Raw genomic sequence first — 11,737 nt, forward strand, 5'->3', positions numbered from 1 at the left:
GTGTCACTTGACCTCGATGCCGGCTTCCTGGCAGGCCTGGGCGACCTGCGGGGTGCAGACCTCCTTGGCCTTGTAGAGGTTGCCGGCGATGACGGTCGAGGCCACCTTCTCCTTGGTGACGACGATCGGGCTGAGCAGCATCGACGGGATCTGCAGGCCGTTGCTCTCGGTCATGGCGCTCGCGACCGAGGTGATGTCGAGGCCCTTCACGAGGTAGACGGCCATGGTGGCGGCGGCGTCGGCCTCGGGCTTGTACGGCTTGTAGATGGTGTACGTCTGGTCGCCGGTCAGGATCCGCTGGATCGCGTCGAGCGAGGCGTCCTGGCCGCCGACCGGCACGTTCATGCCCGCACCCTTGAGCGCGCCGATGATCGACGAGGCCATGCCGTCGTTGGCGGAGTAGACCGCCTGGATGCCGGTCTTGCCGAAGTGGCCGATCGCCTCGTTGACCTTGGTGGCCGCGAGTTCGGGCTTCCACTCGCCCGACTGCTCGTAGACGATCTTCTTGACCTTCTCGTCGAGGATCTTGTGCGCGCCCTTCTTGAACTGGGCGGCGTTCGGGTCCGACTCGGCCCCGTTGATCATCACGACATTGGCGTTCGACGCCTTGCTGCCCAGCGCGTCCAGCAGGGCCTGGCCCTGGAGCTCGCCGGTGCGCTCGTTGTCGAAGGAGATGTAGGCGGCGACCTTGCCCGCGGCGAGGCGGTCGTACGCGATGACCTTCACGCCCTTCTTGGCGGCGGCGTCCACCCAGGTCGCCGTGGCGCCCGAGTTCACCGGGTCGAGGAGGATGACCTTCACGCCCTTGGCCAGCAGTGCGTCGAACTGCTGCTTCTGGACGGTCTCGTCGCCGTCCGCGTTGGCGTAGTCGACCTCGCACTTGGTGCACAGCGCGGCGACGGAGGCCTCGATCAGCGGCTTGTCGAAGCTCTCGTACCGGGTCGACGACGACTTCTCCGGCAGCAGCAGACCGATGGTCTTCGTGCCGGAGGAGGTGCTCGCACTACTGCCCGAGCCGCACGCGGCCAGTGACAGCGCCGCCGACACAGCGGCCGTGCCGGCGAGGATGCGACGCGTCATTGCGTTCATGGTGGGTGGTGCCTCCCTGACAGCGCCGCGGAGTGCGGCGAGCAGGAAGTCAATCCGCCGACGCCGAGGCCCGTCAACAAGTAAAACGTTCACTAAGATTTCTCGACCACATTGTTACCTTGTTGAATACATGATCTCCCTCCGACCCCCCTCCGGCCGGTGATGCCGTCAACTTCTCAACTCATGGACGGGGCCCGGCCACCCGACGGTGCGGGCCCGTCCGATCAGCGCTCGGTCCGCACCACCAGGCACACCCCGGCCACCACCACGCCGCCGCCGACCGCGATCGGCCAGGTCAGCGCCTCGGACAGGACCGTCCAGCCGAGCAGCACCGCGACCACCGGGTTCACGTACGCGTAGGTGGCCACCAGCGGCAGCGGTGCGCGCTGCAGCAGCCAGGCGTACGCGCTGAACGCGATCAGCGAACCGAACACCACCAGATAGGCGAGCCCGGCCCAGGACGCCCCCGACACCGCGGCCGGGTCGAAGCCCTGCGGCTCGTGCCGGACGAGGGCCAGCACCAGCGCCCCGGCGCCGCCCGCCAGCATTTCGTACACGCTGGCCGTCAGCGGATTGGCCGGCATCGGCAGCCGGCCCGCCAGCACCGAGCCGCAGGCCCACAGCAGTGAGCCGACCAGCAGTGCGACCAGGCCCGGCAGCCGCACCTCGCCGGTCAGGCCCGGTGCGCTCAGCACCACCAGCCCGAGCAGGCCGACCAGCACCCCGCCCAGGGTGGCCGCCGGCGTCCGGTGCCCCAGCACCCGGCGCAGCACCACGACCCACAGCGGCACGCTCGCCACCATCAGCGCGGCCAGCCCGGACGGCACCGACTGCTCCGCCAGCACCACCATGCCGTTGCCGCCGACCAGCAGCAGCAGGCCGACCAGGACCGCCGAACCCAGCTCGCGCGAGGACACCCGCAGCGCGGCGGGCCCCTGGCGGACGGCGATCAGCACCGCCAGCACCAGCCCCGCTGCGACGAAGCGCATCGCCCCGGACAGGAACGGCGGCATGGTCTCCACCACGACCCGGATCGCCAGGTAGGTCGAGCCCCACACCACGTAGACGATGCCGAGCGCGCCCCAGACCGCGCCGGACAGGCCGCGCGGGGGAGCGGCGTCCTTCGGGGCCGCGACGGGAGTACTCACAGGGACGGACCGGGACGGATCTGGACAGGACGGGTCGGCGGCTGGCTGCGGCGAAGCCGATGTCATGGGTGTCTCCCTGGTTCGGTACTGAACATCCGGTATGAGATCACAGTCCGGGCGGACCGCGGGAGCCCCGTCCCGCCCTGCGGCCGGCGCGCCCGCCCCCGTGGCCCCTCCCGCCCCGTGCGCCTTCCGGATGAAGTCGGCGGCCCGGACGGACGCCACCGCGCGCCGGACCGGCCTCGCAGTGGTAGGCATGGACGGTCCGAGCGCGGACGACCGAGGAGCGCACGAGGTGGAGTGGTTCGCGGCCCCCGACTACTGGCTCGCCCGCCAGGTCTTCCAGCGGCTGGTCGCGCTGCTCTACACCGTGGGGTTCGTCGCCGCGGCCAACCAGTTCCGCGCCCTGATCGGCGAGCGCGGCATGCTCCCCGTCCCGCGCTTCACCGCCGCCGTCCCCTTCCGGCGCTCGCCCAGCCTGTTCCACTGGCACTACAGCGACCGGGCCTTCGCCGCCACCGCGTGGGCCGGAGCCGCCCTCTCCGCCGCGCTGGCCGCCGGGGCGGGCGACCTCGTGCCGCTCTGGGCCGCGATGCCCTGGTGGGCGCTGCTCTGGGTGCTGTACCTCTCCGTCGTCAACGTCGGCCAGACCTGGTACGCCTTCGGCTGGGAGTCGCTGCTGCTGGAGTCCGGGGTGCTCGCCGTCTTCCTCGGCAACGGCGACGTCGCCCCGCCGGTCACCGTCCTGTGGCTGCTGCGCTGGCTGCTCTTCCGCGTCGAGTTCGGCGCCGGACTGATCAAGTGGCGCGGCGACGCCTGCTGGCGCGACCTCACCTGCCTCTACTACCACCACGAGACCCAGCCGATGCCCGGCCCGCTCAGCTGGTTCTTCCACCACCTGCCGAAACCGCTGCACCGGGTCGAGGTCGCGGCCAACCACACCGTCCAACTACTCGTGCCGTTCGCGCTCTTCCTGCCCCAGCCGGGGGCGAGCATCGCCGCCGCCCTGATGGCCGTCACCCAGCTCTGGCTGGTCCTCTCCGGCAACTTCGCCTGGCTGAACTGGCTCACCATCGCCCTGGCGCTCTCCGCGGTCGACGCCGGCACCGCCGGCCGCGTGCTCCCGCTCCCCGATGCCCCGCACCACTCCGCCGCCCCCGTCTGGTACGAGGTGCTGGTGCTCGCGTTCACCGCCGGCGTGCTCGTCCTCAGCTACCGGCCCGCCCGCAACCTGCTCTCACCCCACCAGGCGATGAACCGGTCCTACGACCGACTCCATCTGGTGAACAGCTACGGCGCCTTCGGCTCGGTCACCCGGATCCGACACGAGATCGTCCTGGAGGGCACCGACGCCCAACTCCCCGGCCCCGACACCCGCTGGCACGCCTATGGATTCCGGGGCAAACCGGGCGAACTCCGGCGTATGCCGCGACAGATCGCCCCCTACCACCTCCGTCTCGACTGGCTCATGTGGTTCGCCGCCATCTCCCCCTCCTACGCCCGGCCCTGGTTCGCCCCACTGGTCGCCCGGCTGCTCGTCAACGACCCCGACACCCTCCGGCTGCTCCGCCACAACCCCTTCCCGGACACCCCGCCCACCTTCGTCCGCGCCCGTCTCTACCGCTACCGGTACAGCAGTTGGCGCCGGCTCAGGTCCACAGGCGAGTGGTGGCACCGCGAACCCCTGCGCGACTTCCTCCCGCCGGTCACGCTCAGCGACGTCCGGCACCTCGCACCCCGGACCGGGCCATGACACGGCACAGCTCCGCAACAACGCGCCAGGTGCTCGCGCCCGTCGAACGGGCACCCGTATTCTGGCCCTCGCGCCGTACCCGCCGAGCCGCATCTCGGCGCCTCTCTCCGCAGAACCCCCCTCCCGTCACCCGCCACGAACCGGACTTCCACATGACAGTGCGCTACCTGAACGACGCCGACGCCTCGGTGCCGGCCCCGGCTGCCACTCCGGACGGCGAAGCCGGGCCGGACACCCGCGAGGAGCTCGGCCGGTACGCCGACCAGGGCGGCTTCACCCTGACCCCCGACGCCAACCCGTGGCTCGCCGCAGCCACCACCGTCACCGAGGGCGAGGACGCGCGCGCCGCCTCCACCGTCCTCGCCGAACTGCGCAGCCTCGAGATCCGCGCCGTCGGCGGCGCGGTCAGCGGCCTCGCCGCCAAGGCCGGACTGGACGTCCCGGACACCCTGCTCGGCCTCGGCACCCTGCTCGACGTCCTGCAGCGCGTCCAGTCCGCCACCACCACGCTCAGCGCCGAGGCCTTCTCCGCCGACCTCGACGCCCTCGCCGCCGCCACCGGTACCCGCCGCTGGCGCACCGAGCAGAACGTGAAGCTGTCGATCGGCCGCCGCTGGACGCTGCGCTCGCAGGCCAAGGCGCTCACCGGCGGCAAGAAGATCGGCCGCGCCGACCTGCACGCCGCCCTCGCCGCGGCCGCCGGCGCCCGCAGCGACTGGTCCGCCCTCGCCACCGGTGGCGCCGACCCGGCCGTCCCGGTCGACGGCGCCCTGCTCGCCGAGACCGCCCAGGCCATCGACTCGCTCGGCACCGCCGTCCGCGCCCTCGGCCGCCTGCTGCCCGGCCAGGAGCCGGAGTCCCTGCCGCTCGGCGAACTCGCCGACCTGGTCGACCGCCTGGCCGCCGACGAGGGCACCCTCTTCCGGCTGCCCGCCCTCGCCTCCCTCCGCACCGCACTCGCCGAGGAGGGCCTCGACGGCCTGCTCGCGGAGCTGACGGAGCGTCAGGCCGATCGTGAGGTCGCCCTCGCCGCGTACGACCGGCACACCGCCGGTGCTGCCGGTGCCGCCGAGGACGGTACGGACGCGGAGGAAGCCGCCCGCCAGGCGCTCGCGGCCGGTCCGCGGGGCGAGCAGACCGCGGAGGCCGTCGAGGCCGTCGAGGTTGCTGAGGCGGTCGAGGTCGCCGAGGTCGCCGAGGTTGCCGAGGTCGAGGCCGTCGCGGAGGAGAGCGCGGAGGCTGAGGCTCAGGTCGAGGCCGAGGTCGAGGCCGAGCCGGTGGCGGCCGAGGTCGCGGTCGAGGAGGCCGTCGAGGCCGTCGCCGACGTCGAGCCGGTGGCCGAGGTCGAGCCCGAGCCCGTCGTGGAGGAGCCGGCCGTCGAGGCGGAGGCTGCCGCCGAGGTCGAGCCGGTTGTCGAGGCCGAGCCGGTCGCTGAGGTCGAGGAGACCGTCGAGGAGCCGGTGGTTGAGGTCGAGGAGACCGTCGAGGCCGTCGCCGACGTCGAGCCGGTGGCTGAGGTCGAGCCCGAGCCCGTCGTGGAGGAGCCGGCCGTCGAGGCGGAGGCTGCCGCCGAGGTCGAGCCCGTGGTCGAGGCCGAGCCCGAGCCGGTGGTTGAGGTCGAGGAGACCGTCGAGGCCGTCGCCGACGTCGAGCCGGTGGCCGAGGTCGAGCCCGAGCCCGTCGTGGAGGAGCCGGCCGTCGAGGCGGAGGCTGCCGCCGAGGTCGAGCCCGTGGTCGAGGCCGAGCCGGTTGCCGAGCCCGAGGCTGTCGTTGAGCCGGAGGCGGCCGTCGAGGTCGAGGAGCCCGTCGTCGAGGAGCCGGTGGCCGGGGTCGAGCCCGAGGTCGTCGTCGAGGAGCCTGCTGCCGAGCCGGTCGTCGAGGCGGCTGCCGGTGGTCGGCCGGAGAAGCCGGAGATCACCCCGGGCAAGGCGGTGACCGCCTACACCCCGGCCGAGCTGGTGGCGCTGGTGGGCTGGCTGGACGGTGACGGCACCGAGCGTTCGGACGACGAGCTGCTCCGCGCCGCGATGAAGGAGCTGGGCTTCACCCGCCTCGGCCCCCGCATCAAGGAGGCGCTGGGCGCCGCCGTCTCCGAGGTCCGTGCCTGACCGGACCGACCGTGCCGGGTCCGTGCCCGCCGACTCCCCGACCGGGGGCGGCGGGCACGGCCGTGTCCGGGCCGGGTGCCGGTGCGGTCAGCCGACGGTGATGGCGTCCAGTTTGGCCCGCAGGTAGGCCGTGGAGTCGACCGGCGGGTGCGCCACCCGTCCGATCGGCGCGGGCAGCGGGCTGACGCGGGTGTGCGGGTCGCACTCGTAGAAGTAGACCAGGGACATGAGCTCCTCGTCGGGGGCCTCGGGGGAGGGCGGCAGGACGCGGTGGCGTCCGGACCGCCAGCGGTCGCCCGTCCAGCGGGCCATCAGGTCGCCGATGTTGACGGTGAGCGCGGCCGGGTCCCAGGGGGCGCCGGCCCAGCCCTGTTCCTCCGTCCAGATCTGGAGCCCGCCGCGGCCCTGCTGGCGGTCGAGCAGGGTCACCGTGCCGAAGTCGGTGTGCGGGCCGATCCGGTACTGGCCGGGCAGTGGTTCGCCGAGCGTGCCGGCCGAGGGGTACCAGTTGATGTTGCAGGTGTAGGTGGGGGCGCCGGTGTGCCGGGTGAAGAAGTCCCCGGGCTGTCCGAGGGCCGCCGCGAGCAGCCGCAGCGTCTCGTCGGCGACGGTCCGCATCCTCGCCATGTACCTCTCCACCAGGGCCTGCAGGCGCGGTGCCTCGGCGGTCGGCCAGACGTTCGGCCGGAACCAGTAGTCGTCCACCTCCTCGTCGCCGGTGGGCCGGTCGGCGCCGACCGTCCAGGACTCCTTGAGGTCGGGCGGGGTCTCGGTGCCCTCGGCGTAGCCGTTCGCCTCGGCGCCGGGGCCGAGCCAGCCGCGGCCGCCGACCGCGACGGCGTAGCGCTGTTTCACCGCCTCCGGCAGGGCGAAGAACCCGCGGGCCGCCGCCCGGACCTCGGCCCGCTCCCGTTCGGTCGCACCGTGCCCGGTGAGCAGCAGGAATCCCGCGCGGCCGAGCGCCTCGTCGACGCTGCGCGCGATCGCGGCGCGCTCGCCCGCCGTGCCGTCCGTCCACGCCCGGAGGTCGACGGTGGGGATCCGTGCCTCTGCCGTGCCGTCCGCTCCTCCCCGGCTCACTCGCCGATGTCCTCGAACCACAGCTCCGGGCGGGCGGTCACGAAGTCGGTCATCAGCCGGATGCACTCGGGGTCCTCCAGGACGGTGACCAGCACGCCGTGTTCGGCCAGCCAGTCGTGGCCGCCGCTGAACGTCCGGGCCTCGCCGACGACGACCCGGCCGATGCCGAACTGCCGGACCAGGCCGGAGCAGTACCAGCAGGGCGACAGCGTGGTGACCATCGTGGTCCGGCGGTAGCCGCGCATCCGGCCGGCCGCCCGGAACGCCGCCGTCTCCGCGTGCATCGACGGATCGTCGTCCTGGACGCGGCGGTTGCGACCGCGTCCGAGCAGTTCGCCGTGCTCGTCGAAGAGCGCGGCCCCGATCGGGATCCCGCCCTCCGCCAGCCCGGCGCGGGCCTCCTCGACCGCGACCGCGAGCATCTCCTGCACATCCACCGGCTCCACCTCCCGATCCGAAACACCGTGGCAACGAAGGGTGCGTACCCTCCCTGGCGCCCGGTCCGACGCGTTGCCGGGTCCGATTCCCCACCCGGCGGCACGTCCCGCCCGTCCACCTGCCGCGAGCCGCACCCGTCCGTCCCACCCGTCACGTTCACCAGCCGGGAGGCCGCCGTGCCCGCACTCACCGTCCGCGAGGTCCTCGCCCTCGACGTCCTCGGGCCGGCGGCCCCGCTGCTGCTCGCCGGCCGGGGCGGGCTGGACCGGCCCGTCCGCCGGGTGCACACCGGCGGGGTCCCCGAGGGCTGCGCCGTGCTGTCCGGCGGCGAACTCCTGCTCACCGACGGCCACGGACTGGCCCGGGCCACCCCGCAGCGGCAGCTCGCCTGGGTCCGTGAGCTGGCCGGGCGCGGCGCGGCGGCACTGTTCGCCGAGGTCGGCCGGGCGCTGCCGCGGATGCCGGCCGGCGTCACGGCCGAGGCGGAGCGGCTGGGGCTGCCGCTGGTGGCGCTGCGCCGGGTGGTGCCGTTCGCCCGGGTGGCCGAGGCGGTGAACTGCGCGATCGGTCCCCGTCCGGCGGCCGGCCGGGCGGCCCCCGGCCCGCGGCTCCCCCCGGACCCCTCGGGTGCGCGGGCGCTGATCGACGCTCTGCTGGACGGGACGGACGCGGCCCGCGCCGGAGCCGCCGCCCGCGCCGCCCCGGCCGGATTCCGGCCACCGGAGGGTCACCGGGTGCTGGGCCTGGCGGCCCGCGGCCACCGGCAGGCGGCGCCGGCCCGTTCCACCACGCCGCCGCTCGACCGACTGCCCGACCGGCTGCTGGGCCGGCTGCCGGGCACCGCCCTGGCGGCCGAGCTCCGGGGCGGTCTGTTCGCGCTGCTGGCGGTGCCGCCCGCCCCGGACCCGGTGCGTGCCGTCCGGGCCGTGCTGCAGGAGGCGTCCCCGCCGGGAGCGGTGGTCGCCCTCGGGCCGGCCGTCCCCGCCGCGGCCGGCTGGGTGCGCTTCGGGGAGAGCCTGCGGGAGGCCGTCGCCACCCTCGGACTCGCCGTCACCGTGCCGTCCGCCGAGCCGTGCGGCCCCGGCCCGCAGCAGCCGTACGTCACCACTGCCCGCGCCTTCGCCCTGGAGCGGGAACTGACCCGTTCCGGTGGCCCGGAGCGGTGGTCCCGGCTGGCCGGTGACGTGCTCGGCCCGCTGCTGGCGTGGGAGTCCCGGCACGTCGGCGACCTGGTGCGCACCCTGGAGGTGCACCTGCGCCACGGCTGCTCGCCGACCCGCACCGCCGCCCTGCTGCACATCGGCCGGCAGTCGCTCTACCAGCGGCTGGAGCGGATCGAGGGGCTGCTCGGGACGGCGGTCGCCGACCCCGAGGCACAGGCCGAACTGCTGCTCGCCACCTGCGCACACCGGCTGCTGCAGGCCCGCCGGGCCCACTAGGACGCGTCTTCAAGGCGTGTGGATGCCACACAGGGGCGCGTGGGGGCACCTCCCGGCCGCCGTCCAGGGGCGCGGGGAACTGCGCAGTCCGGGATCGGTGCTCCTGACCGATCCGGCTCACCCTGGTCCGCGCGGTGGCCCGCATCCGAATTGCGCAGTTCCCCGCGCCCCTGGAGGCCCTCCTGAGCGCCCTTCGAAGACGGTTCCCGGCGGTCGTCCGACGGACGGTCCGTCACCGCCCGGGCTCCGGGCGCCCGTGGCCGGGACGACCCGTTACCCCCTTGTGCCGCGACCGCGACCCCGCAGGCGATCATGGGGTGCGCCCGGCCCGTAGGCTGGGGCCATGCGAGATGTTGCGGCGGGGATCGGGTACCTCCTCAAGGGCCAGCGCTGGGTGGCCCGGCACGGGCGCTGGTGGGGCTTCGGGATGATCCCGGCGCTGATCACCCTGGTCGGGTACGCCGGTGCGATGACGGCGCTCGTGCTGTACGCGGGGGACCTCGCCGACCGGGCGACGCCGTTCGCCGACGGCTGGGGCTCGCCCTGGCAGGGCCTGCTGCGCGGTGCGCTCGCGGTGACCGCGGTCGCCGTCGGCGGGCTGCTGTCGGTGATCACCTTCACCGCGGTGACCCTGCTGGTCGGCCAGCCGTTCTACGAGTCGCTCTGCGAGAAGGTCGACGAGACGGAGGGCGGCGCTCCGGCCCGCCCCGACGTACCGCTCTGGCGCGAGCTGTGGATCTCGGCGCGGGACAGCCTGTACGTCCTCGTCCGGGTCGCCGCGATCGGCCTGGTGCTCTTCCTCTGCGGCTTCCTGCCGGTGGTCGGCCAGACCGCCGTCCCGGCGATCGGCTTCGTGGTGTCCGGCTACTTCCTGACCGCCGAGCTCACCGCAGTGGCGCTGCAGCGCCGCAGCGTCCCGCAGAAGGAGCGGCTGTGCCTGCTGCGGTCCCGCCTCGGTCTGGCGCTCGGCTTCGGCGTGCCGCTGGTGCTGCTGTTCCTGGTGCCGTTCGTGACGGTGCTGGCGATGCCCGGCGCGGTGGCCGGCGCCACCCTGCTGGCCCGCGACCTGGCTCCGGTGGAGCCGTCGGACGAGTCGGACGACGCCGAGGACGACGACGAGGACGACGCCCTCGGCAGCGGCTCCGACCCGGCCCACCGATCGGATCACGCCATCGACCTGGGGAAGTGAAACCACAGCGAGTGACGGCGATTTGACTTTCCGCCACCGGGTGGAAGATAAAAGCCGTCATGAGCGCACCGGCAGGCACCCAGGCCACCGCGACCCCGCCCGCCCCCGCAGGCGTCGACCTCGCCGATCCCGGCTTCTGGCGGCTGCCGGAGGCCGACCGGTCCGCGGCCTTCGCCGAACTCAGGCGCCTGGACGGCCCGGTGCGCTTCACCCACCGGGCCACCGGCCGGAGCTTCCTCGCGCTCGTCCGGCACGCCGACGTGGTCGCCGCCAGCCGCACCCCCGAGGTGTTCATCAGCGGCCCGGGCGTGACCACGCCCGAGCCGGCCCGATGGGTGCGGACGGTGTTCGGCGACTCGATGGTCAACCTGGACGACCCGCGCCACGCCGACCTGCGCCGGATCGTCTCCCGCGCCTTCACCCCGCGGCTGATCTCCCGGGTCGAGGAGGACATCCGCCGGGTCGCGGTGCGCCTCGCCGACGAGGTGCTCGACCGCCGCCCGGAGGACTTCGTCACCGCCGTCGCCGCGGAGCTGCCCTACCAGGTGATCTGCAACATGATGGGCATCCCCGAGCGGCAGCGGCGGCAGATCCTCGCCCAGGTCAACCACGCCTCGGAGCACACCGGGGTGGCCCGCGGCCGGCTGCGGGTGCCCGGGCGGGGCCTGCGGGCGCTGGCCCGGATGCAGTTGGTGATCGCGGCGCTCGGCCGCGAGCGCCGCCGCCGGCCGACCGAGGACCTGATCTCCGCCCTGGTCACCGCCGACGTCGACGGCCGCCACCTCAACGCCCGCGAGCTGGGCGCCTTCTTCTCGCTGCTGCTGGTCGCCGGCGTGGAGACCACTCGCAACGCGCTCGCCCACGGCCTGCACCTGCTCACCAGCCACCCGGCCCAACGCGCCCTGCTGACGGAGGACTTCGACGCGCGGATCGGCGGCGCGGCGGAGGAGATCGTCCGGCACTCCAGCCCGATCATCCAGTTCCGCCGCACCGTCGCGGTCGACCACGTCCTCAACGGCACCCGGCTCGCCCAGGGCGACAAGGTGGTGCTGTTCTTCGCCTCCGCCAACCGGGACGAGGCGGTCTTCACCGACCCGGACGCCTTCGACATCACCCGCTCGCCCAACCCGCACCTCGGCTTCGGCGGCGGCGGCCCGCACTTCTGCCTCGGCGCCTACCTGGCCCGGCAGGAGATGAAGGTGCTCTTCCGCGAGCTGTTCACCCGGATGCCCGAGCTGCGTTCGGTCGGCGAGCCGGTGCTGATCCCGTCCAGCTTCGACCACCGGGTCCGCTCGCTGCGCTTCACCTTCTGAGCCCCTCGGAGCTTCCTGGGTCCTCCGGGCTTGCTGAGTCCTCCGGGCTTCCCGGTCCTCCCCGACCTGCCCTTTCGCGGCGCGGCCGGCCACCCGCAGTCCGTACGGTTCGCACCCGGTCGCTTGTCCGCTCCGGCAGGCGCCGCCGTCCACCGCCTCCCCCTACCGTCCTGGCATCCC

9 protein-coding genes are annotated in these 11,737 nt (G+C 74.0%); 5 read left to right on the plus strand and 4 right to left on the minus strand.

Annotated features, from left to right (window positions below; genetic code table 11):
• Positions 1-3: 3 nt before the first annotated feature.
• Both AB0442_RS03575 and AB0442_RS03580 read right to left on the minus strand, forming a co-directional pair.
• Complete coding sequence (locus AB0442_RS03575; protein ID WP_366160351.1) at positions 4-1,089, minus strand: substrate-binding domain-containing protein; 1,086 nt, start codon at positions 1,087-1,089, stop codon at positions 4-6.
• Positions 1,090-1,313: 224 nt separating this feature from the next.
• Positions 1,314-2,237, minus strand: coding sequence for an EamA family transporter (locus AB0442_RS03580; RefSeq protein WP_366160353.1), 924 nt, complete (start codon positions 2,235-2,237; stop codon positions 1,314-1,316).
• A 295-nt stretch (positions 2,238-2,532) separates the two neighbouring features.
• Between AB0442_RS03580 and AB0442_RS03585 the strand changes: the two genes are divergently transcribed.
• Both AB0442_RS03585 and AB0442_RS03590 read left to right on the plus strand, forming a co-directional pair.
• Positions 2,533-3,990: a lipase maturation factor family protein gene (locus tag AB0442_RS03585; protein ID WP_366160526.1), complete on the plus strand. Its 1,458-nt coding sequence runs from the start codon at positions 2,533-2,535 to the stop codon at positions 3,988-3,990.
• A gap of 152 nt (positions 3,991-4,142) precedes the next feature.
• Positions 4,143-6,098, plus strand: coding sequence for a hypothetical protein (locus AB0442_RS03590; protein ID WP_366160354.1), 1,956 nt, complete (start codon positions 4,143-4,145; stop codon positions 6,096-6,098).
• Positions 6,099-6,185: 87 nt separating this feature from the next.
• On the opposite strand, the gene AB0442_RS03595 is transcribed toward AB0442_RS03590, so the two are convergent.
• On the minus strand, positions 6,186-7,178 hold the full coding sequence (locus AB0442_RS03595) for a 2-oxoglutarate and iron-dependent oxygenase domain-containing protein (RefSeq protein WP_366160356.1): 993 nt from the start codon (positions 7,176-7,178) through the stop codon (positions 6,186-6,188).
• On the minus strand, positions 7,175-7,600 hold the full coding sequence (locus tag AB0442_RS03600) for a nucleoside deaminase (RefSeq protein WP_366160528.1): 426 nt from the start codon (positions 7,598-7,600) through the stop codon (positions 7,175-7,177). Before AB0442_RS03600 ends, AB0442_RS03595 begins: the two co-directional genes overlap by 4 nt.
• Positions 7,601-7,792: 192 nt before the next feature.
• Between AB0442_RS03600 and AB0442_RS03605 the strand changes: the two genes are divergently transcribed.
• The 3 genes from AB0442_RS03605 to AB0442_RS03615 all read left to right on the plus strand — a co-directional run bounded on the left by AB0442_RS03605 (position 7,793) and on the right by AB0442_RS03615 (position 11,557).
• A complete protein-coding gene (locus tag AB0442_RS03605; RefSeq protein ID WP_366160357.1) occupies positions 7,793-9,055 on the plus strand; it encodes a PucR family transcriptional regulator ligand-binding domain-containing protein in 1,263 nt (420 codons plus the stop codon).
• A gap of 343 nt (positions 9,056-9,398) precedes the next feature.
• Positions 9,399-10,244, plus strand: coding sequence for an EI24 domain-containing protein (locus AB0442_RS03610; RefSeq protein WP_366160358.1), 846 nt, complete (start codon positions 9,399-9,401; stop codon positions 10,242-10,244).
• A gap of 59 nt (positions 10,245-10,303) precedes the next feature.
• Positions 10,304-11,557, plus strand: a complete 1,254-nt coding sequence (locus AB0442_RS03615) for a cytochrome P450 (RefSeq protein ID WP_366160360.1) — start codon at positions 10,304-10,306, stop codon at positions 11,555-11,557.
• Positions 11,558-11,737 lie beyond the last annotated feature (180 nt).

The sequence above is a fragment of the Kitasatospora sp. NPDC085895 genome (assembly GCF_040702125.1).
GTDB lineage: Bacteria > Actinomycetota > Actinomycetes > Streptomycetales > Streptomycetaceae > Kitasatospora > Kitasatospora arboriphila.

Bases quoted from the DNA above. Each gene is read 5' to 3' on its own strand.
- AB0442_RS03575 (WP_366160351.1), bottom strand. From the start codon at position 1,089: ATGAACGCAATGACGCGTCGCATCCTCGCCGGCACGGCCGCTGTGTCG.
- AB0442_RS03590 (WP_366160354.1), top strand. From the start codon at position 4,143: ATGACAGTGCGCTACCTGAACGACGCCGACGCCTCGGTGCCGGCCCCG.
- AB0442_RS03600 (WP_366160528.1), bottom strand. From the start codon at position 7,600: ATGCTCGCGGTCGCGGTCGAGGAGGCCCGCGCCGGGCTGGCGGAGGGC.
- AB0442_RS03610 (WP_366160358.1), top strand. From the start codon at position 9,399: ATGCGAGATGTTGCGGCGGGGATCGGGTACCTCCTCAAGGGCCAGCGC.
- AB0442_RS03615 (WP_366160360.1), top strand. From the start codon at position 10,304: ATGAGCGCACCGGCAGGCACCCAGGCCACCGCGACCCCGCCCGCCCCC.